20 protein-coding genes are annotated in these 20,858 nt (G+C 40.4%); 19 read left to right on the plus strand and 1 reads right to left on the minus strand.

Annotation, left to right across the window (positions count from 1 at the left end; genetic code table 11):
• Position 1: 1 nt before the first annotated feature.
• The 11 genes from nusB to ACE1TH_RS03410 all read left to right on the plus strand — a co-directional run bounded on the left by nusB (position 2) and on the right by ACE1TH_RS03410 (position 11,452).
• Positions 2-412, plus strand: a complete 411-nt coding sequence (gene nusB, locus ACE1TH_RS03360; RefSeq protein WP_099301247.1) for a transcription antitermination factor NusB — start codon at positions 2-4, stop codon at positions 410-412.
• A 33-nt stretch (positions 413-445) separates the two neighbouring features.
• A complete protein-coding gene (xseA, locus tag ACE1TH_RS03365; protein ID WP_255223420.1) occupies positions 446-1,807 on the plus strand; it encodes an exodeoxyribonuclease VII large subunit in 1,362 nt (453 codons plus the stop codon).
• A gap of 19 nt (positions 1,808-1,826) precedes the next feature.
• On the plus strand, positions 1,827-2,030 hold the full coding sequence (gene xseB / locus ACE1TH_RS03370; RefSeq protein ID WP_255225372.1) for an exodeoxyribonuclease VII small subunit: 204 nt from the start codon (positions 1,827-1,829) through the stop codon (positions 2,028-2,030).
• Positions 2,027-2,911 (plus strand): polyprenyl synthetase family protein, encoded by an 885-nt coding sequence (locus ACE1TH_RS03375; RefSeq protein ID WP_099301244.1) that lies wholly within the window; start codon positions 2,027-2,029, stop codon positions 2,909-2,911. The genes xseB and ACE1TH_RS03375 overlap by 4 nt, the downstream gene beginning before the upstream one ends.
• A 164-nt stretch (positions 2,912-3,075) precedes the next feature.
• Positions 3,076-4,962, plus strand: coding sequence for a 1-deoxy-D-xylulose-5-phosphate synthase (gene dxs, locus ACE1TH_RS03380; RefSeq protein WP_099301243.1), 1,887 nt, complete (start codon positions 3,076-3,078; stop codon positions 4,960-4,962).
• A gap of 6 nt (positions 4,963-4,968) precedes the next feature.
• Positions 4,969-5,784, plus strand: a complete 816-nt coding sequence (locus tag ACE1TH_RS03385) for a TlyA family RNA methyltransferase (protein WP_375078366.1) — start codon at positions 4,969-4,971, stop codon at positions 5,782-5,784.
• A gap of 189 nt (positions 5,785-5,973) precedes the next feature.
• Positions 5,974-6,423 (plus strand): transcriptional regulator AhrC/ArgR, encoded by a 450-nt coding sequence (gene ahrC, locus ACE1TH_RS03390; protein ID WP_099301241.1) that lies wholly within the window; start codon positions 5,974-5,976, stop codon positions 6,421-6,423.
• An 18-nt stretch (positions 6,424-6,441) separates the two neighbouring features.
• Entirely contained in the window at positions 6,442-8,121 is a 1,680-nt protein-coding gene (gene recN / locus ACE1TH_RS03395) for a DNA repair protein RecN (RefSeq protein WP_375078367.1), read from the plus strand.
• Between the two features lie 126 nt (positions 8,122-8,247).
• A complete protein-coding gene (spoIVB, locus tag ACE1TH_RS03400) occupies positions 8,248-9,534 on the plus strand; it encodes a SpoIVB peptidase (RefSeq protein WP_099301239.1) in 1,287 nt (428 codons plus the stop codon).
• 233 nt (positions 9,535-9,767) lie between these two features.
• Complete coding sequence (spo0A, locus tag ACE1TH_RS03405; protein ID WP_375078368.1) at positions 9,768-10,559, plus strand: sporulation transcription factor Spo0A; 792 nt, start codon at positions 9,768-9,770, stop codon at positions 10,557-10,559.
• A 140-nt stretch (positions 10,560-10,699) separates the two neighbouring features.
• A complete protein-coding gene (locus ACE1TH_RS03410) occupies positions 10,700-11,452 on the plus strand; it encodes a hypothetical protein (RefSeq protein WP_099301237.1) in 753 nt (250 codons plus the stop codon).
• Between the two features lie 22 nt (positions 11,453-11,474).
• Here ACE1TH_RS03410 and ACE1TH_RS03415 read toward each other — a convergent pair whose 3' ends face one another.
• Positions 11,475-11,723 (minus strand): DUF2627 domain-containing protein, encoded by a 249-nt coding sequence (locus ACE1TH_RS03415; protein WP_099301236.1) that lies wholly within the window; start codon positions 11,721-11,723, stop codon positions 11,475-11,477.
• Positions 11,724-11,877: 154 nt separating this feature from the next.
• Here ACE1TH_RS03415 and ACE1TH_RS03420 point away from each other — a divergent pair, with 154 nt between their 5' ends.
• The 8 genes from ACE1TH_RS03420 to ACE1TH_RS03455 all read left to right on the plus strand — a co-directional run bounded on the left by ACE1TH_RS03420 (position 11,878) and on the right by ACE1TH_RS03455 (position 20,794).
• The gene (locus tag ACE1TH_RS03420; RefSeq protein WP_375078369.1) at positions 11,878-13,851 is read left to right on the plus strand and encodes a sigma 54-interacting transcriptional regulator; all 1,974 of its coding nucleotides are present in this window, start codon (positions 11,878-11,880) and stop codon (positions 13,849-13,851) included.
• A 156-nt stretch (positions 13,852-14,007) separates the two neighbouring features.
• A complete protein-coding gene (locus ACE1TH_RS03425; protein ID WP_099301234.1) occupies positions 14,008-15,105 on the plus strand; it encodes a Glu/Leu/Phe/Val family dehydrogenase in 1,098 nt (365 codons plus the stop codon).
• Positions 15,106-15,120: 15 nt separating this feature from the next.
• Positions 15,121-16,542 (plus strand): dihydrolipoyl dehydrogenase, encoded by a 1,422-nt coding sequence (lpdA, locus tag ACE1TH_RS03430; RefSeq protein WP_099301233.1) that lies wholly within the window; start codon positions 15,121-15,123, stop codon positions 16,540-16,542.
• 14 nt (positions 16,543-16,556) lie between these two features.
• Positions 16,557-17,558, plus strand: a complete 1,002-nt coding sequence (locus ACE1TH_RS03435) for a thiamine pyrophosphate-dependent dehydrogenase E1 component subunit alpha (protein WP_375078370.1) — start codon at positions 16,557-16,559, stop codon at positions 17,556-17,558.
• A complete protein-coding gene (locus ACE1TH_RS03440) occupies positions 17,558-18,541 on the plus strand; it encodes an alpha-ketoacid dehydrogenase subunit beta (RefSeq protein ID WP_375078371.1) in 984 nt (327 codons plus the stop codon). The genes ACE1TH_RS03435 and ACE1TH_RS03440 overlap by 1 nt, the downstream gene beginning before the upstream one ends.
• 12 nt (positions 18,542-18,553) lie before the next feature.
• Positions 18,554-19,810: a dihydrolipoamide acetyltransferase family protein gene (locus ACE1TH_RS03445; protein WP_375078372.1), complete on the plus strand. Its 1,257-nt coding sequence runs from the start codon at positions 18,554-18,556 to the stop codon at positions 19,808-19,810.
• Positions 19,811-19,877: 67 nt separating this feature from the next.
• Positions 19,878-20,306 carry a BrxA/BrxB family bacilliredoxin gene (locus ACE1TH_RS03450; RefSeq protein WP_099301229.1) on the plus strand — a complete coding sequence of 143 codons (429 nt, stop codon included), beginning with the start codon at positions 19,878-19,880 and terminating at the stop codon, positions 20,304-20,306.
• A gap of 122 nt (positions 20,307-20,428) precedes the next feature.
• The gene (locus ACE1TH_RS03455; RefSeq protein ID WP_099301228.1) at positions 20,429-20,794 is read left to right on the plus strand and encodes a hypothetical protein; all 366 of its coding nucleotides are present in this window, start codon (positions 20,429-20,431) and stop codon (positions 20,792-20,794) included.
• Positions 20,795-20,858: the final 64 nt, after the last annotated feature.

A 20,858-nucleotide genomic window follows, 5' to 3' on the forward strand; every position in this document is an offset into this window, starting at 1 on the left:
TATGAACAGACGTGTGGCAAGACTTCGAGCCGTACAAGCTCTCTATCAGCTTAGCCTTGTTTCAACTTTGGAAACAAGTCAAGCAATTGAGAACACGCTCAACCATGAAGAACAAGCAAGTGACTTTTTCCTCCAATTGTTGGAAGGGACGTTACAGTACAAAGAACATTTAGATGAATTGCTTAGTCAAAATTTAAAAGGCTATACGATTGACCGTCTAGGTCATGTTGATCGTTCTATTGCGCGAATGGCCTTATACGAAATGTTATATATAGATGATATTGAAAAAAATATTACATTGAATGAAGCAATTGAATTAGCAAAAGCATACGGAGGTCAAGAAGCGGGGCGTTTCATGAATGGCGTTCTTTCTGGTGCGTATGAAACAGCATTAAAAAAAGATCATCAATAGGTTGAAATGAACCAAGAGGGAAGGAGGGCTACGATGGAAGCATGGTCCGTAAGTGAAGCAACGAGATACATCAAACGACTAATAGAAAGCGACTCTCATTTAATTGAAGTATGGATTAGAGGAGAACTCTCTAACTTCAAACGCCATTCTAGAGGGCATATGTATTTCACAGTCAAAGACGAGAATGCTCGTATGCAGTCTGTCATGTTTGCCGGATACAATCAGCATTTGCGCTTCTTGCCAGAAAACGGGATGAAAGTGCTTTTACGTGGGGAAATCAACGTGTATGAACCTTATGGACAATATCAATTTTACGTAAAAGAAATGCAGCCAGATGGTATTGGAAGTTTACATGTGGCGTTCGAACGGTTAAAACAGCAGTTAGAAAACGAAGGATTGTTTGCCCAAGAGCGCAAAAAACCTATTCCCGTCTATCCTAATCATATTGCAGTGATTACCTCTCAGACAGGAGCGGTCATACGAGATATTTTAACAACAGTAAAAAGACGGATGCCGAATGTGCGTGTGACGCTTTTACCTGTTGCGGTTCAAGGTGATTTCGCACCAGCTTCAATTGAACGAGCGATACTTCAAGCAAATGAAGCAGCTATTTTCGATGTCATTATTGTTGGTCGAGGAGGCGGCTCGATTGAAGAACTCTGGGCGTTTAATGAAGAGCGTGTTGTTAGAGCGATTAGTGCTTCAACCCTCCCAATTATTTCAGCAGTAGGGCATGAAACAGATTATACCATTAGCGATTTTGTGGCAGATTTACGAGCCCCTACGCCAACAGCTGCAGCTGAAATGGCTGTTCCCGATATTCGCGAGAAATTAAATCAAGTGCATACTTATCAGCAACGAATTGTAAGAGCGATGGAACAATTGGCTGAAAAAAAACGCGCCCAACTTCAGTACCTTAAGCGCTCATATGCGTTTCGCTCACCCAAACAGATGGTCGAACAAAAAGAGCAGCAGCTTGATCAAGCTGTAGAGCGTATGAACCGAGAGATACAGCGAAGCATCAAAGAAAAGCAAATGATGTTTCACGCAACTCATCAACGCCTTTTACGAAATCAACCAGCTACACTGGTCAATGCGCAGAAAAAAGACCTCGAGCGACTGGACCAAAGGCTAATACACGCTCTTGAAACTCAAATGAACGAAAAGCAGAAGCAACTGGATTCCCTTCTTGCTCAGCTCGAACTTCTTAGTCCATTAAAGATCATGAATCGTGGGTATTCGCTAGTGTATAAAGAAGACAAACTTCTAAAATCTGTTGATGAGCTAGAGGAAAATCTTGAAGTTCGCCTTCTTTTTAAAGATGGCCGGGCTACTGGAGTTATTAAAGACATTAATCACGAAGGAGTTGACCAAGGTGGAGAAACAACAGAATGATATTCCTTTTGAAGAAGCAATGAAACAGCTTGAAGAAATTGTAGAAGGTCTTGAGCAAGGTGACGTTGCACTGGAAAAGGCGATTGACTTATATAAAAAAGGAATAAATCTATCCAAAACTTGCCATGATAAACTTGTCTCGATTGAAAAGCAACTGGATCAAATTATGACAGAAGACGGTGAAATGTTAGAGCTTAATATGAAGAAGGAGGAAAGTGAGTGAACCATACATTTGAATCGTTTTTAAATGAAACGAAGCAATTGATTGAAAGGGAATTACCTGAGTACGTTCGCTCGCTTGATGCTGAACATCGTTTAAAAGAAGCGATGTTGTATTCTTTAGAAGCAGGTGGGAAGCGGGTACGTCCTGTTTTATTAATGGCTGTTTTAGATGCATATAATTGCCCGATTAAAGATGGAATTGAAGTAGCCTGTGCATTAGAAATGGTTCACACTTATTCCCTCATTCATGACGACTTACCTGCAATGGATGACGATGATTTACGACGTGGAAAGCCGACGAATCATAAAGTGTTTGGGGAAGCAACGGCCATTTTAGCAGGAGATGCGCTCTTAACCCATAGCTTCTCCCTTCTCGCTGAAGTGAAGCACTTGTCTGCGGAAACAAAAATTCAGCTTGTTTCATTATTTAGCAAAGCAGCAGGCGCAAGAGGAATGGTCGGTGGTCAATTAGCTGATATGATCGCTGAAGGAAAGTCTCTTGATGTTGACCAGCTTGCATCGATCCATAATCGGAAAACAGGAGAATTGCTTGCTTTTGCAGTTAAAGCAGGGGCAATCATCGCAGGCGCATCAGAACACGAGACTAAATTGTTGAGTGCATACGGAAAAGAAGTTGGTTTATTGTTTCAAATAAAAGATGACATTCTCGATTTAGAAGGTAGCGTTGAAGACATAGGAAAGCCAGTCGGCAGTGACGTACATAATGACAAGAGCACCTATCCTGGCATATTAGGTTTGGACGGAGCCAAAACAATGTTGTCTAATCATTATGAGCAAGCATTACATTACCTGGATGAACTTGGATTAAGGGATACATTATTAGAAGATATGGCCACTTATATTGTTGATCGGGATCGTTAAAGAACCAGCACCGTTTGGCTGGTTTTTTTTGTGAGAATAGTGTATGGTTCACAATACAGGGTATTACTGTTCTAGATAGACTTGTTTTTGTTATAATAATGATACATACGATAACATTGACGAGATAGACGGATAAAAATGATTAGTAAATGGAGGTTTCGTTTATGAACCTTGAAGAAATAAAAGACCCAAGCTTTCTTAAACAATATTCAAATAAACAGCTTGAAGAATTAGCAGCAGATATTCGACAATTCCTTATTGAGAAGCTATCTGTGAACGGAGGCCACATCGGCCCAAACCTTGGTGTCGTTGAATTGACATTAGCTTTGCACCAATTGTTTGACAGCCCAAAAGATAAATTTTTATGGGATGTGGGCCACCAAGCTTATGTACACAAAATATTGACGGGTAGAGCGGATCGCTTTGATACGATGCGTCAATATAAAGGATTATGTGGATTTCCTAAGCGCAATGAAAGCGAACATGATGTATGGGAAACTGGGCACAGTTCAACGTCCTTGTCAGGTGCAATGGGGATGGCAACGGCTAGAGATTTAAAAGGAACAGATGAAAGTGTTGTTGCGATTATTGGTGACGGCGCGTTGACTGGTGGGATGGCTCTTGAAGCTTTGAATCATATTGGTCATGAGCAAAAGAACTTAATTGTTGTTTTAAATGACAATGAAATGTCCATTGCACCAAACGTAGGCGCTCTTCATCATATTTTAGGAAAGCTTCGTACTGCAGGAAAATATCAACGTGCAAAAGACGACATGGAATGGTTGGTACGAAAAATTCCGGCATTTGGCGGAAAGCTTGCTGATACAGCAGAGCGTGTAAAAGATAGTTTGAAATACATGGTCGTTTCTGGCATTTTCTTTGAAGAAATGGGCTTTACGTATCTCGGACCTGTCGATGGTCATGACTTAGAAGATTTAAAACATAATTTAAACTATGCAAAAAAAGTGAGTGGTCCTGTTCTTGTTCACGTTCTAACGAAAAAAGGAAAAGGTTATAAACCGGCTGAAGAAGATGCAACAGGTGCTTGGCACGGTACTGGACCTTATAAAATTGAAAATGGTGAGATGGTGAAAAAAGCCGGACCGCCTAGTTATCCAAGTGTGTTTGCAAATACACTAAAGACAATTGCTCGTGAAGATGATCGTGTAGTGGCGGTTACGCCAGCAATGCCAGGTGGCTCAAAACTTGATTTATTTGCGCAAGAGTTTCCAGATCGAATGATTGATGTAGGGATTGCAGAGCAACACGCAGCGACGATGTCTGCTGGACTAGCTACACAAGGAATGAAACCAGTGTTTGCTGTTTATTCAACGTTTTTACAGCGTGGATACGATCAAGTCGTTCATGATATCTGTCGTCAAAACTTAAATGTCTTAATTGCAATTGATCGTGCGGGCCTTGTAGGTGCTGATGGTGAGACGCACCAAGGAGTGTTTGATATATCGTTCTTAAGAGCGCTACCAAATATGGTCATCTTGAATCCAAGAAATGAAAACGAACTACAGCACATGCTTTATACAGCTGTAAAATATGATGATGGTCCAATCGCTGTGCGTTATCCAAGAGGAAACGGTACAGGCGTGAAAATGGATCAGCAATTAAAACAGCTGCCAATTGGTAAATGGGAAGTGCTAAATGAAGGAACCGATGCGGTCATTTTAACATTTGGTACGATGATTCCAGTAGCGGAAAAGGCAATTGAGACAATGACTGCTCAAGGTTATAATGTACGTCTTGTCAATGCGAACTCTGTTAAACCACTGGATGAAGACATGCTGCGTACGATTGCAGAAGAAAAGCTGCCAATTTTAACAATTGAGGAATCCGTTCTTCAAGGTGGGTTTGGTAGTGCGGTAATGGAATTTTATAACGAAGAGGCGCTTCAAGTAGATATTAAGCGACTAGGTATTCCAGATTGGTTTATTGAACATGGAAGTGTGAAAGAACTTTATGAAGAAATTGGCTTAACGTCAGAACGAATTTCTGATTTATTGCTTTCTGAACTTCCACAAAAAAAGAAAAGAGCTTAATGGCGCATGGGAAAAAAAGAAAGGCTTGATGTCCTTCTTGTCGAAAGAGGTTTAACTGACACGAGGGAAAAAGCGAAAAGAAGCATTATGGCGGGGCTTGTGTTTAGCGAGCATGAACGACTTGATAAGCCTGGTTTAAAAGTCGATTCTGATCTGCCAATACGAATTAAAGGCGATACGTTGAAATATGTAAGTCGCGGTGGGTTGAAGCTAGAAAAGGCCCTCGAAGTCTTTGAACTAGAAATTAAAGATAAAGTGGGACTTGATATTGGTGCATCCACAGGCGGGTTCACTGATTGTGCCCTTCAGAACGATGCCAAATCAATGTATGCGGTGGACGTCGGCTATAATCAACTTGCATGGAAAATTAGGCAAGATGACCGTGTAACGGTGATGGAGCGAATGAATTTCCGCTATGCGACACAAGCTGACTTTACGAACGAGCGCCCGCAATTTGCTTCAATCGATGTATCCTTTATATCGCTAAAGTTAATTTTGCCTCCGCTATTTGATATTTTATCTGATGAAGGAGACGTCATTGCGTTAATTAAACCTCAATTTGAAGCAGGAAGAGAACATGTTGGAAAAAAAGGCATTGTTCGCGATCCACTTGTTCATAGAGACGTAATTGAAACGGTTTTATCAACTGCTCATACGATTGGATTTAGTTCATTCGGTCTTGCGTTTTCCCCGATCACAGGTGGAGATGGGAATATTGAGTTTTTGCTTCATTTAAAGAAACGAGCAACCGTTGAAAAACTAGACGATGAAGAAGTGAAGCGAATTGTCGACGCGTCACAAGCGCTTCGAAAAAAAGAATAACAATCTGGACCCTCTCTTTAGCAAATACTTGAAGTGACTGCTTATGCAGTTCATGTCATGTAAATAAAGGAGGGTTCTTTTACAGTGATGTTAAATGCAATGGTTCCAACCTTGCTCAATTAGGGTAAACTGTAGATAATAGAAGAAACACCGTCGGAAAATGAATCTGTTAGAAGGTTAGGTGATGGCATGACTAAAGGACAACGCCATATAAAAATTAGAGAAATTATTACGAATGATGAAATTGAAACGCAAGATGATTTAGTCGATCAATTAAGAAATGATGGCTATAATGTTACACAAGCAACAGTTTCAAGAGATATTAAGGAACTTCATTTAGTGAAAGTACCCATGCAGGATGGACGCTATAAATACAGTTTACCGGCTGATCAAAAATTTAATCCTCAGCAAAAACTTAAACGAATGTTAACGGATAGCTTTATTAGTATTGATCAATCAGGCAATTTAGTTGTGATGAAAGCGATGCCTGGGAATGCAAATGCAATAGCGGTGTTAATTGACAATTTAGATTGGCCAGAACTAATGGGGACCATTTGTGGAGATGATACCATTTTAATTATTTGTCGAACGGAAAAAAATGGCGAAACCGTGACAGAGCGATTTTTAAATATGCTTTAGAAGGGTGGACTTGCTTGTATGTTAATGGAATTAACCGTTAAGAATTTTGCGATCATCTCTTCTCTTACCATTCCATTTGAAAAAGGGTTAACCGTTTTAACTGGAGAGACGGGAGCCGGGAAATCAATCATTATTGATGCAATCGGTTTGCTTTTAGGTGGGCGAGGATCGGTAGAATTTGTTCGTCACGGAGAGAAAAAAGCGGAAATTGAAGGCTTATTTATTATTGAAGATGCCCGTCATATTGAAGCGAAATTAGAATCATTAGGAATTGACATGGAAGACGATATGCTCATTATGAGGCGAGAAATTACCCATACAGGAAAAAGCATTTGTCGCATAAATGGAAAGCTTATGACGATCGGTACATTGCGAGAAATCGGACAGGCCCTTGTTGATATCCATGGTCAACATGAACACCAAGCGCTCATGCGCGAAGACGAGCACCTTTCATTATTGGATCAATTCGGTGGAGATACGCTCAAAAAAGCGCTAAATGAATACCGAAAGCTTTTTACGAAACTGGAAACGACAAACAAACGAATCAAAGAATTGGATCAAAACGCACAAGAAATTGCGCAAAAGACCGATTTGTATACGTATCAACTTGGTGAAATTTCCAAAATAAATTTGCAGGTTGGAGAAGACGATCAGCTTTTAAAAGATCGTAACAAGCTTGCCAACAGTGAGAAATTATTTGAGTCTCTGACGCGTAGTTATGAACATTTATACGGTGAAGACAAAGGGCTCGATTATCTAAGCGGAATGCTTAGTCATCTTGAAAGTGCCGCTGGCATTGACGAAGACCTGCAGCCTCTCTTTGAACAAATGTCGTCAAGTTACTATTTAATTGAAGAAGCTTCTTATTCAATTCGCGAGGCATTGGATCAAGTTGATTTTAACCCCTCCTTACTCGAAGAGGTAGAAAATCGTTTAGCAGAAATTGAGAAGTTAAAGCGGAAATACGGCTCATCGGTAAAAGACATTCTTACATATGCAGAAACCATTGAGCGCGAATTAGAGGAAATGGAAAATAAAGATATTCATTTAGAGGACTTGCAAGATACAAGAAACGCCATCATCGAAGACTTAACAATTGAATCTGAAACCATAACGAAAATCCGAAAACAATTAGCACAGCAGTTAGAGGCAGCTTTGATGACGGAATTAAGCCAACTTTACATGGAGAAGGCATCCTTTCATGTTGAGTTAGAGCAAACAGATTCCTTTTATAAAAATGGACAAGATCAAGCTGCTTTTTTAATTTCAACAAACCAAGGCGAACCATTAAAATCATTAATTAAAGTGGCTTCCGGCGGAGAAATATCACGAATTATGCTAGCGCTAAAAACGATTTTTTCGGCTTCTCAAAACCTTACTTCTGTTATTTTTGATGAAGTGGACACAGGCGTAAGTGGTCGCGTTGCACAAGCCATCGCTGAAAAGATGTATCATATTTCTGTTGGTTCACAAGTACTATGTATTACACATTTGCCGCAAGTTGCTGCAATGGCTGATCAACATTTATTTATTAGAAAAGAAAATAAAGCAGACCGTGTAAAAACAGAAGTGATTTCATTAAATGAAGAAGAAAAAACAAATGAACTTGCTCGAATGCTTTCTGGATTTGAAGTAACGGACATTACTAAAGAAAATGCAAAAGAATTATTAGCATTAGCAAGTCACAAAAAAACGTAATTGGAAAAAGCGACCTTGATTAGGTTGCTTTTTTCTTTTATTTACAGTTATATTTCCGTCTACTCAAGGCAACATTAATAGTACAGCCAGCATGGAGGTGTAGGTTGGGAGTGAGGAGTGAAAAGGTTGAAAAAAGAGGGTGTACGGTATGTGATTGGGGTCTTGTTTGTAGTTTGTCTACTTTTTTTAGGATTTAATCAGCAATTCAAACAATTTATTGAAATTCCTACATCAATGGTTTTATTTGAAGGAAGTGAAGAGGTTATAGAAGCAAGTGGCTTCGTGATCGATGATTCTTCACATGTGCAGATGGATCAAGTAGAGAGCCAAACCATTTTTCAAGGCATCAAAACGGGGAAAACGAACGTTACAGTCCAGCATGGAAACTGGCCAACGAAGAAGATTGATGTCTCCGTTTTACCGGAGATAAAAGTTGTTCCTGGTGGTCAATCCATTGGCGTAAAGCTTAATACTGAAGGTGTATTAGTAGTCGGCCATCATAAAATTGATACTAAAGCAGGCCAGAAATCTCCAGGCGAATTTGCAGGCATTGAAGTTGGTGATATGATCACAGATATAAATGGGGAGAAAATGCATACCATGAGTGAAGTTTCGCGGCTTGTGCAGCTTGCTGGAGAAGAAAATGAAAATTTAAAAGTAAAAGTGTTGCGTGGCGAAAAAGAAATTACAACGGTTTTAACGCCGGAAAAGGCAAAAGGGGATCATTTATACCGACTAGGTTTATATATTCGAGATTCTGCAGCTGGCGTTGGGACAATGACATTTTATGATCCTGAGAGTAAGCGTTATGGTGCTTTAGGCCACGTGATTTCTGATATTGATACAAAAAAACCTGTATCGGTATTAAATGGACAGTTATTGCGCTCATCTGTGACCTCCATTTCTAGAGGATTGAACGGGGAACCTGGTGAGAAGCTTGCGAGTATATCGAAAGACCGTGAAATATTAGGCACCATTAATAAAAACAGTTCATTGGGCATATACGGCACACTAAACGACAAAATCGAATTGAAAAACAAAGCATTTGATCAACCAATGCCTATTTCAACATCAGCAGAGGTTAAAAAAGGTCCTGCTAAAATTCTTACAGTTGTAGATGGAGAAGAAGTAGAGCAGTTTGATATTGAAATTGTATCTAATACGCCTCAAGATCGTCCTGCAACAAAAGGGATGGTAATAAAAGTGACGGATGAACGGTTGCTTGATAAAACAGGTGGAATTGTTCAAGGGATGAGTGGAAGTCCAATTATTCAAGGAGACAAGATTGTCGGGGCTGTTACCCATGTGTTTGTGAACGATCCAACATCTGGATATGGATGTCACATAAGCTGGATGCTTGAAGAATCAGGAATCCATACAGGTTTAATTAAACATCAAGCTAAAGCGAGTTAATCTCAGCTTTGCTTGATTTTTTTTACATAAAAGTCTTTCAAGAATCGCCACATCCTTCATTGCGATATGGTATATTAAAGAAAAGTGACATAGAAAAGTTGTCGAAAACCATAAGAAACACTAGAAAAAAGTAGGATTTGCTATAATTAAATTCTAAATGAATTATTTAAAAGGATTGTTTGCATCTTTGTCGAATCGGTTACATACAACAAAAGGAACTGGGGGAAAACATAATGAGTCAAATTAACGTTTGTATCGCTGATGATAACAGAGAATTAGTGCATTTATTGAGTGAATACGTAGGTGCGCAACCGGATATGGAAGTAGTCGGAACCGCTTTTAATGGACAAGAATGTTTAAGTTTAGTTGAAGAAAAAGAGCCAGATGTGCTGCTATTAGATATTATTATGCCGCATTTAGACGGATTAGCTGTGTTAGAACGTTTAAGTCAAAAAAGTAATCGCCCGCAAATTGTGATGTTAACAGCTTTCGGTCAAGAGGATGTAACGAAGCGAGCAGTTGATTTTGGTGCCGCTTACTATGTCTTGAAACCGTTTGATATGGAAGCGCTCATGTCTAAAATTCGAGAAATTGCTGGCAATCAACAAGTTCGTGTACCGAAAACGACGTCAATGTCTTTTGCATCAGTACCAAGAAAAGAAGGAAAACAAATTAATCTTGATGCGAGCATTACAAGCATTATTCATGAAATTGGTGTCCCAGCGCATATTAAAGGTTATATGTACTTAAGAGAAGCGATTTCAATGGTTTACAAAGACATTGAATTGTTAGGTTCCATCACAAAAGTACTGTATCCAGATATTGCGAAGAAATTCAACACTACGGCAAGTCGCGTTGAACGAGCAATTCGTCATGCGATTGAAGTGGCATGGAGCAGAGGGAATATTGATTCCATCTCGAACTTATTTGGTTATACAGTCAGTCATTCAAAAGCAAAGCCGACCAATTCAGAATTTATTGCAATGGTTGCGGATAAGCTACGCATTGAGCATAAAGTAAGTTAAGTAGAAAAGAGTAAACATGGTGAAGCATGTTTACTCTTTTTTTGAATGGATTTGATTGTTTATCTCATACTAAAGATGACCCTTTTCAATCTTTAGCGTTTAAACGTGGATAAACAATAAAAGATGTTGGTGATGAAACGATGATTCCTGTTTTATTCTTATCGCTGCCAATTATTGCGGTAGCTCTGATGTATGGCTTTCATGATATGCGCTGGCATGAACATAAAAAGCCTTATGCAGTCCCGTTTAGTTTAGGGGCATTTATTCTATACGCGTATCTTGCGTTAAGTTCTTTGTTAGTCGGCCGACATTTTTTCTTTTCTTATATCGCAATGGGCTACATGATGGTCTCTTGGGCGTTAGGCTTTTATCTTGATGTCAGTCAAAAAAAGTTTTACTTAAAAACGGTTAAACAAGCCATCTTAAAAAATGGCGTAATCGTTAGTTATTTGCTCGCACTAGGTTTTTTTTCCTATTTGTTAGCTTCAGGTGAGGGGAAGTCATTTTTCATTGTTAGTTTGCTTTTTCTAGTGTTTCCTATTTCGGCTTACTTTGCAAATAAAGTCCCGTATCGCTTAATGATGTATTTCATTGTTTTAGCGGTTATTGGTTGTTTTTTTATTGTGACCCCAACCTTTATTGATGTGCTTTACTTATTGACAATCATTTATATTGCCATCGTGCTTGAAGTAGAAGATCAAGCAAGCTATGGGTTTAATGGTTCCTTTGTACTTGGCGCAATCATCGCTTTCTGGGCTGTAGCGGTTCCTGAAGAACCTGTGCAAATCATGTTTCTTATTTTAGGACTAGCCGGATTAACCGTTTTTATCTTTTGGCCACTTATGAAGATAGCGATCGGAAAGTGGCTTAAGCAAACCGATATCGCAAAATAAAAACAGCTGTAGAGCTTTAACTCTATAGCTGTTGATCATTTTTTAAAAAGGTTTCAGAAACTTTGCCTCGTTTTTTATCTCTATGGAATATAAATCCTGCCATTAATCCTAATCCAATAAGAAAGAAAAGAAGACCAGCGATAAATTGAACCCATAAAGTAGGGTAAGGAAAAAGCTCAACGAGAAAGAATGCGTCTCGCATTAATTTAATACCGTAGCCAGCACCAACAATCGGGATAAGTACAATGAATAAAGCAATTATTCTGCCCATAGAACAGTCCTTTCTTGAACATACTCCACATCTATTGTAGACTAAAAAAACCTTTCTGGACAAGTTTAATCTTGCATAAGCTTGTTAATTGTACGATACTAAAAAGAATGGCAGCAGCATTTATGACCAACTACTAAAAATTTAGAGGTGCGAGATGGAAAAAATCCTGTTTATTGATGACGGTCCTGATGCATTTGCCTTATTAAGATGTTTAATTCATATGCCCATGTTTTCAGTATCTGCCATTTGTTCTGAAAACCAGGAAACGCAATCGTTAGCTCTGGACCATCAGATTGCTTTAATTGATACAATTCCTCGAACTCATCATTATGACACGGTCTTGCAGGCAAGTAACTCGCATCAATCGAATCAGCTCATTATGACGTATGAGGACGCATGGTCTGTCATTAGTAATGAGCTTGATAAACAAACTTTTATGCATAAAGCCATTGATTCCATTGATGATGGGGTTCTTATCGTTCGGGCAGACAATACTGTACTGTATCTTAATGACTCTGCTGCTAAGATGGCAGATGTTCAACAACAAGAAAGTATGGGGATGCAAATCCAAACGTTATTACCAAATAGCGGTTTGCCAAGAGTGATTGAAACCGGGCAAGCCGAACACAATCAACTGCAGACCTTTATGAATGGTACTAAAATTGTCACGACCCGTATACCTTTGCACGCAAATGGACTCATTACTGGTGCAATTGCTGTCTTTAAAGATGTCACAGAAGCAAAACAAATGGCTGAGCAAATAACAGATTTAAACCGGATGAGAGAAATGCTTGAAGCGATCATAAACTCTTCAAATGATGCCATTTCTGTGGTTGATGAATATGGCGTAGGTTTGTTAATAAATCCTGCTTACAAAAAAATAACAGGTTTAACGGAAGATCAAGTAATTGGGAAGCCTGCAACAACGGACATCTCTGAAGGTGAAAGTATCCATATGCAAGTGTTACAAACCCAAAGGCCAGTGCGAGGTGCTCGTTTGAAATTGGGACCGAATAAACGGGATGTAATCGTAAATGTGGCACCTGTAGTTGTAGATAAAAAGTTAAAAGGTAGCATCGGTATTATTCACGATGTATCAGAGTTAAATCTGCTCATGGGTGAACTAAAGCAAGCAAAGAAAAAAATCGCGAGTCTAGAAGCACGATATTCTTTTCAAGATATACTCGGTCAATCAAGCGGCATTCAGCACGCGATTGCACAAGCGAAATTAGGAGCTAATACAGCCTTGCCTATTTTACTTCTAGGTGAAACTGGTACCGGAAAAGAATTGTTTGCACATGCGATTCATCATGAAAGTAAACGAAGGGATAAACCGTTTGTCCGTGTAAATTGCGCGGCTTTAACGGAGTCCTTACTGGAAAGCGAGTTATTTGGCTATGAACAAGGTGCTTTCTCTGGCGCATTAAGAACAGGAAAAAAAGGGTTGTTTGAAGAAGCTGGTGAAGGCAGCATTTTCCTTGATGAAGTCGGAGAAATGTCTCTTCAAACCCAAGCAAAGCTCTTACGCGTGTTGCAAGAAAATGAAGTGGTACGAGTTGGAGGAACAAAGCCAGTAAAAATAAAAGCTCGGGTAATAGCGGCGACAAATGTAAATTTACAAGTTTTATTATCTACAAAGCAATTTCGAGAAGATTTATACTACCGCTTAAATACATTACCTATTTATATTCCGCCTCTACGAGAGCGCTCAGAGGATATTCCAACCATATCGTTAAGCTTAATAGAGAAAATTAACGAAGATTACGGTCGTAATATAAGAAGAATTAGCCATGAAGCGCTCAACCAATTGCAACACTATCCATGGCCTGGGAACATTCGTGAACTTGAAAATGTATTAGCGCGTGAAATGATTTACAAAAACTTAGGTGAAACTGAAATTGAAACAGTCGCGCTTACAGAGCCGAATGAGTCGCAAGATGAGATTGAGCAGGGACTACAGTCGAATGTAGAAGCCGAGACGCTTGACCATTTTTTGGCAGAAAAAGAGCGCTCATTTCTTTTACAAACGTTAGAACGAGTTGATTATGTAAAAACGGAAGCGGCAAAGCGGCTTGGCATTTCTGTTCGCTCATTATATTATAAATTAGAAAAACATAAGATTGAATGATGTTGCATGCAATATTTTTCAGGGGAGTGCAAGAATTTGCACAATGAAGGTGTGGAAAACCTTATTCCTTAAGATTAATAGTTGGCATTGTTTTTGCATGAAAAGAGAAAGAAACCATGTCTAAGACTAGCTAGAATTCTTATAGGGGGATTTAAAATGAACTTATTTACAAAGATGCAGGAAAAAGATTATGAACAACTTGTGATTTGCCAAGATCAAACGTCAGGATTAAAAGCGATTATTGCCATTCATGATACGACGCTTGGGCCAGCACTTGGAGGCACAAGAATGTGGAATTATAAAACTGAAGAAGAAGCTTTTGAGGATGTTTTACGTCTTTCAAGAGGGATGACGTATAAAAATGCTGCCGCAGGATTAAATCTAGGTGGCGGAAAAGCCGTAATTATTGGTGATGCACGAACAGATAAAAATCCAGAAATGTTTCGAGCGTTCGGACGCTACATACAAGGCTTGAATGGCCGCTATATTACGGCAGAAGATGTCGGTACGACCGTTGAAGATATGGACACAATTCATGATGAAACCGATTATGTTACAGGGATTTCACCTGCTTTTGGTGCTTCAGGAAACCCTTCGCCTGTGACTGCTTATGGTGTGTATGTCGGAATGAAAGCCGCGGCTAAAGCAGGACTAGGTACGGAAGACTTAGCGGGTAAAACAATTGCTGTTCAAGGTGTTGGAAATGTATCGTATAATTTATGTAAGTATTTACACGAAGAAGGCGCGCAATTAATTGTGACAGACATCTATAAACCATCCGTTGAAAAAGCTGTCGCAGAGTTTGGTGCTAAAGCAGTTGATCCTGATGATATTTACGAGCAAGATTGCGACATTTTTGCACCGTGTGCTTTAGGAGGCGTCATTAATGATGAAACGCTTTCGAAATTAACAGCAAAAGTAATTGCTGGAGCCGCAAACAACCAGTTAAAAGAAGAGCGTCACGGCCACCTTCTTCAAGAAATGGGCATTGCGTACGCGCCAGATTACGTGATTAATGCTGGAGGCGTCATCAATGTTGCCGACGAATTAAATGGATACAATCGTGATCGTGCATTTAAAAAAGTAGAAGGCATTTACGACAATGTCTCTCGTGTATTTGAAATTGCTAAAGCGAAACAAATCCCAACGTCTCAAGCAGCTGATAAGATGGCTGAGGAACGAATTGAACGTATGCGTTATGCAAGAGGCACGTTTTTACAAAATGAACACCATATTCTTTCACGTAAAAAATAATGGAGGCAAACAACCATGGCAGAGAATTATGATCTCGTGATCGTGGGAGGCGGAACAGGCGGTTATGCAGCCGCCATCCGCGCCTCACAATCAGGGTTAAAAACAGCACTTGTTGAGGAACAATTGTTAGGAGGCACATGCCTTCATAAAGGGTGTATCCCTAGTAAAGCGTTGCTTAGAAGTGCAGAGGTTTTTCGTTTAGCGAAGGAAGCTGCTTCATTTGGCGTGACGGTTGGAAAGGCCGAGCTAGATTTCACTAAAGTTCAAGAACGAAAGCAAAGCATTGTTGATCGTTTAGCGACGGGTGTAAAGGGATTAATGAAAAAAGGAAAAATTGATGTATACGAAGGAAGAGGTACGCTGCTAGGGCCATCCATTTTCTCGCCAACACCTGGCACTGTGTCGGTAGACTTAGGTGACGGAGAAAATGAAATGTTAATTGGCTCCAACGTTATTTTGGCAACAGGCTCTTCTCCAAGAACTTTACCACAAACACCATTTAACGGATCATCAATAATCAGTTCAGAAGAGGCGTTAAACTTTGAAGCGTTGCCTTCATCGATCGTCATAGTTGGCGGAGGTGTGATTGGCGTTGAGTGGGCATCGATGCTCATTGATTTTGGTGTCGAAGTAACAATTGTGGAAGCTGGTGATCGAATTCTTCCAACTGCTGACAAAGATATTTCCAAGGAAATGATGAAACAGCTCCAAAATCGAGGTGTAACCATCTATACACGAGCAACGCTTAATGAAGCGGACTTGAAAATAGAGGATCATTCCGTGACCGTTTCGGTTTCGTGTCAAGACGAAACCTTATCGATTCCTGTTGACAAAATGATGGTATCGATTGGTCGATCAGCAAATGTAAAAAACATTGGCTTAGAGAACACAGACATTGTTTTGGAAAGCGGTTACATAAAGGTGAATGAATACGGTCAAACGAAAGAATCCCACATCTATGCGATTGGAGACTGTGTTGGGGGGCTTCAACTTGCCCATGTGGCTACTCATGAAGGACTCATTGCTGTTGCTCATATGACACGTGAGCCAGTTGAACCGTTAAATCCAACAATGGTACCTTCTTGTATTTATAGCTTTCCCGAATCTGCTCAAGTTGGATTGACAGAGCGTGATGCGAAAGAGCAAGGCTATCAAATTAAAGTGGGAACATTTCCATTTGCGGCAGTCGGCAAAGCGCTCGTTCAAGGAGAAGAAGAAGGGTTTGTTAAAGTGATTTCTGATGAGAAAACGAAAGATGTTCTTGGTGTTCACATTATTGGCTCTCATGCAACGGATTTAATAAGTGAAGCGGCACTAGCGAAATATTTAGATGCTGCGCATGTTGAATTAGGAGACATGATTCATCCGCACCCGACCATGTCGGAAGCAATCGGTGAAGCCGCATTATTAATTGATAAACGCGCAATTCATATGTAATAGGAGGGATTCATATGGCAAAACAAAAACATGAGCAGCTCGGTTTGACCGATGCAGAAGCCATTGATATTTATAGAACGATGTTACTTGCCCGTAGAATTGACGAACGGATGTGGTTATTAAATCGGGCTGGAAAGATTCCTTTTGTCATTTCATGTCAAGGGCAGGAAGCGGCGCAAGTAGGTGCAGCGTTTGCGCTTGATCGAGATAAAGACTATGTACTGCCTTACTATCGGGATATGGGCGTTGTCCTTACATTTGGCATGACTGCGAAAGATTTAATGCTGTCTGGCTTTGCAAAAGAAGAAGACCCGAATTCCGGTGGACGCCAAATGCCAGGTCATTTTGGTCAAAAAGTAAATCGCATTGTGACAGGATCATCACCTGTTACCACTCAAGTCCCTCACGCTGTCGGGGTTGCTTTAGGTGGTCGCTTAGAAAAGAAAGACTTTGTTACGTTTACAACGTTTGGAGAAGGATCCTCCAACCAAGGAGATTTTCACGAAGGAGCGAATTTCGCAGGAGTGCACAAGCTACCTGTTATCTTTATGTGCGAAAATAATAAATACGCCATTAGTGTACCGATTGAAAAACAACTTGCTTGTGAAAAGGTTTCAGACCGAGCGATTGGTTATGGGATGCCAGGTGTCACGGTGGATGGAAATGATCCTCTAGCTGTGTATGAAGCTGTGAAAGAAGCCGCAGACCGAGCGAGAAAAGGAGAAGGGCCGTCTTTAATTGAAACGGTTTCGTATCGCCTTACACCTCATTCAAGTGATGACGATGATCGTGCGTATCGTTCACGGGAAGAAGTGGCAGAAGCAAAAGCGAAAGATCCTGTTCATACATACGCCACATATTTAATGGATGCTAACTTATTAAATGAAGAAAAGCTGAAAGAAATGGAAGAAGAAGTGAAGCAGCTCGTGAATGAAGCGACAGAATATGCGGAAGAAGCGACGTATGCGGATCCAAGCACAACGTATTTACATGTTTATGGCGAGGAGGGGAACTAATGGCTGTTTTATCTTATATTGAAGCCGTAACGAAAGCGCTGCATGAAGAAATGAAGCGGGACCAAAAAGTCTTTGTTTTAGGTGAAGATGTTGGAAAGCGCGGCGGAGTGTTTCGCGCAACGGCAGGTTTATATGAACAATTTGGAGAAGCACGTGTCATTGATACGCCACTAGCAGAATCGGCTATTGCCGGCGTTGGTATAGGTGCGGCGATGTATGGAATGCGTCCTGTTGCCGAGATGCAGTTTGCCGACTTTATTATGCCAGCAGTCAATCAAATTGTGTCTGAAGCGGCGAAAATCCGCTACCGTACAAACAATGATTGGACGTGTCCGATTACTATTCGTGCGCCTTACGGTGGAGGAATTCATGGTGCACTCTATCATTCACAAAGTGTTGAAGCGATGTTCGCGAATACACCAGGATTAAAAATTGTCATGCCCTCGACACCTTATGATGTAAAAGGTCTTTTAAAAGCAGCAATACGATCAGACGATCCGGTTCTATTTTTTGAACATAAGCGTGCGTATCGCTTAATTAAAGGCGAGGTTCCAGATGAGGAGTATACACTTCCAATTGGAAAAGCGGATGTGAAGCGTGAAGGAGACGATGTCACCGTTATTACGTATGGGTTGGCTGTACATTTCGCGCTACAAGCAGCGGAGCGTCTTGAAAAAGAAGGGGTTCAAACCCACGTACTTGATTTGCGAACGGTGTATCCGCTTGATCAAGAAGCGATTATAGAGGCAGCTAAGAAAACAGGGAAAGTGTTATTAATTACCGAAGATAACAAAGAAGGAAGCATTATCAGTGAAGTTAGTGCAATCATTGCAGAACACTGTTTGTTTGATCTGGATGCGCCAATTAAACGCTTGGCTGGTCCAGACGTGCCAGCTATGCCGTATGCACCGACATTAGAAAAAGAGTTTATGATTAACCCTGATAAAGTCGAGCAAGCCATTCGCGACTTAGCAGAGTTTTAAAGGAGGGATACAATGGCGACAAAAATGACAATGCCTCAGCTTGGTGAAAGTGTCACAGAGGGAACGATAAGCAAATGGCTTGTGGCACCTGGGGACAACGTAACGAAGTATGAACCCATTGCTGAAGTAATGACGGATAAAGTGAGTGCAGAAATTCCGTCTTCCTACACAGGGGTTATCCAAGAACTCCTTGTCGAGGAAGATGACACGGTTTCAGTCGGTACAGAAATTTGCTCCATTCAAGAAGAAAGAAGCAAAGAGGCAAAAGAAGGCTCAAACCAACAAGAGAATCAGCAAGTTGAATCGGAAAAACCAGCAAACACGACTGAAGCAACGGATCAACGGAACCGCTATTCTCCTGCTGTTCTTCGATTATCACAAGAGTACGGCATCTCATTAGATGATGTTGCAGGATCTGGAAAAGGGGGCCGTATTACAAGAAAAGATGTTGAAGCGCATCGGAAGAATGGATCATCCTCGACAGCTCAGCCTGATCAAGCACCCGTTAAAGTGGAACAACCGAAAACAAAAGCTGAAGACGTACAGGTTCAAAGCTCCGCTGGAGATACAGAAATTCCAGTATCAGGAATCCGTAAAGCGATTGCCGCAAATATGGTAAAAAGCAAAACAGAAGCGCCTCATGCTTGGACGATGGTTGAAGTTGATGTAACCAATCTTGTTAAGGTACGTCAACGTCAAAAAGATGTATTTAAAGAAAAAGAAGGATTTAACCTTACGTATTTGCCTTTCTTTATGAAGGCATGTGTCGAAGCGTTAAAGGAATATCCTGAAGTGAATGCGCAGTGGGCTGGCGACAAAATTATTCGCAAAAAAGATGTTAACCTATCGATGGCTGTTGCAACAGACGACGCACTGTTTGTACCAGTAATTAAAGATGCAGATGAGCTGACTGTTAAAGGATTAGCGAAACGTACGAATGAGTTAGCAAAAAAAGTAAGAGCTGGTCAATTGAAAAGCGAAGATATGAGCGGAGGAACGTTTACCATTAATAATACAGGTTCGTTTGGCTCCATTATGTCTCAGCCTATCATTAACGCACCTCAAGCAGCGATTATGTCTGTTGAGTCAATCGTCAAGCGTCCTGTTGTGATGGATACAGAAGCAGGTGAAGTTATTGCGATTCGGCACATGGTCAATCTCTGTCTATCCCTTGATCACCGCGTGCTAGATGGTTTAATTTGTGGGAAATTTTTACAATCAATTAAAACAAAACTTGAATCAATCGATGAGACGACGTCGATCTACTAAGTTTGATTTTAAAAACTTGTGCAAACCAATCGTTTCCCCTAAAATATAAGGGAAGGAGGGTGATTTCATGCAACAATTTAATTTTTTCATGAATGATGTCGTACAAGATGCGAGAAATGATATGGTTCAAGCAGGCTATACGCAATTACAAACAGCCGAGGACGTTGAGCAATCGTTAACAGAAAAAGGAACAACGCTCGTTATGGTGAACTCAGTCTGTGGGTGTGCCGGTGGTATTGCGCGTCCTGCTGCCGCTTATATGAAGAATTATGAGGCAACACCAGATCGTTTTGTGACTGTTTTTGCTGGTCAAGATAAAGAAGCGACTGCTCGAGCAAGAGAGTTCTTTAAAGGATATGGTCCATCTTCCCCTTCATTTGCGCTTTTAAAAGATGGCGAGATTCAAATGATGGTCGAGCGTCATGAAATTGAAGGTCATGAGCCGATCCAAGTTGTTCAAAAACTTGAACAAGCATTTGATGCTCACTGTAAATAAGACCACAGGACTTGCCCCAAGGAGGAGTTTTCTCCTTTTTAGGGGGAGTCCTCTTTTTTTCGATACAGTCGCATGCCAAAGTTTCCTATGGTATAATAGCCAAGAGCAAAGGGGGTAAAATCATGCAAGAACAATATGATAAAATTCAGCATTACTTGAACATGGAAGATGACATTACGTTTAAAGAATTTCAGCAATTCTATAAAGAGGTTGTTGACGAGTTAAGCACCATTCACCAAGGAATGGATGAAGAGACACTATGGAAAGCGTTGTTTGTTGTGGAAAATGTGATTTCAAATGCAGACGGTCGTGCTAGTGAAGTAAAAGGTACAGAAGCAAAGAAATATAAAAAGATGTCACAGCGTCTTCAACTCTATGCGAAGAATTTTGGCGTTCGTCTTGGACAAGCAGGGTATAAGGAAGAAGACATTAACGAGCGTTTTAAAGTGATGTTTGCTGAGGGCGAAAAGAACCATCAATCTTCTTAATTATGGCTAGAGGGAGATTTTATAATTGACAACTCCCTCTCATTCAAGTATATTTATACGTGTC

The organism is Shouchella sp. JSM 1781072, assembly GCF_041949915.1.
In the GTDB taxonomy this organism is placed as follows: Bacteria; Bacillota; Bacilli; order Bacillales; family Bacillaceae_D; genus Shouchella.

What these genes read in the sequence shown, in the direction of transcription:
- ACE1TH_RS03445 (WP_375078372.1), top strand. Translation starts at nt 18,554, where the DNA reads ATGGCGACAAAAATGACAATGCCTCAGCTTGGTGAAAGTGTCACAGAG.
- recN (WP_375078367.1), top strand. Translation starts at nt 6,442, where the DNA reads ATGTTAATGGAATTAACCGTTAAGAATTTTGCGATCATCTCTTCTCTT.
- ACE1TH_RS03450 (WP_099301229.1), top strand. Translation starts at nt 19,878, where the DNA reads ATGCAACAATTTAATTTTTTCATGAATGATGTCGTACAAGATGCGAGA.
- xseA (WP_255223420.1), top strand. Translation starts at nt 446, where the DNA reads ATGGAAGCATGGTCCGTAAGTGAAGCAACGAGATACATCAAACGACTA.
- ACE1TH_RS03415 (WP_099301236.1), bottom strand. Translation starts at nt 11,723, where the DNA reads ATGGGCAGAATAATTGCTTTATTCATTGTACTTATCCCGATTGTTGGT.
- ahrC (WP_099301241.1), top strand. Translation starts at nt 5,974, where the DNA reads ATGACTAAAGGACAACGCCATATAAAAATTAGAGAAATTATTACGAAT.
- ACE1TH_RS03440 (WP_375078371.1), top strand. Translation starts at nt 17,558, where the DNA reads ATGGCTGTTTTATCTTATATTGAAGCCGTAACGAAAGCGCTGCATGAA.
- ACE1TH_RS03435 (WP_375078370.1), top strand. Translation starts at nt 16,557, where the DNA reads ATGGCAAAACAAAAACATGAGCAGCTCGGTTTGACCGATGCAGAAGCC.
- lpdA (WP_099301233.1), top strand. Translation starts at nt 15,121, where the DNA reads ATGGCAGAGAATTATGATCTCGTGATCGTGGGAGGCGGAACAGGCGGT.
- xseB (WP_255225372.1), top strand. Translation starts at nt 1,827, where the DNA reads ATGAAACAGCTTGAAGAAATTGTAGAAGGTCTTGAGCAAGGTGACGTT.
- dxs (WP_099301243.1), top strand. Translation starts at nt 3,076, where the DNA reads ATGAACCTTGAAGAAATAAAAGACCCAAGCTTTCTTAAACAATATTCA.
- nusB (WP_099301247.1), top strand. Translation starts at nt 2, where the DNA reads ATGAACAGACGTGTGGCAAGACTTCGAGCCGTACAAGCTCTCTATCAG.
- ACE1TH_RS03455 (WP_099301228.1), top strand. Translation starts at nt 20,429, where the DNA reads ATGCAAGAACAATATGATAAAATTCAGCATTACTTGAACATGGAAGAT.
- ACE1TH_RS03410 (WP_099301237.1), top strand. Translation starts at nt 10,700, where the DNA reads ATGATTCCTGTTTTATTCTTATCGCTGCCAATTATTGCGGTAGCTCTG.
- spo0A (WP_375078368.1), top strand. Translation starts at nt 9,768, where the DNA reads ATGAGTCAAATTAACGTTTGTATCGCTGATGATAACAGAGAATTAGTG.
- ACE1TH_RS03425 (WP_099301234.1), top strand. Translation starts at nt 14,008, where the DNA reads ATGAACTTATTTACAAAGATGCAGGAAAAAGATTATGAACAACTTGTG.
- ACE1TH_RS03420 (WP_375078369.1), top strand. Translation starts at nt 11,878, where the DNA reads ATGGAAAAAATCCTGTTTATTGATGACGGTCCTGATGCATTTGCCTTA.
- ACE1TH_RS03385 (WP_375078366.1), top strand. Translation starts at nt 4,969, where the DNA reads ATGGGAAAAAAAGAAAGGCTTGATGTCCTTCTTGTCGAAAGAGGTTTA.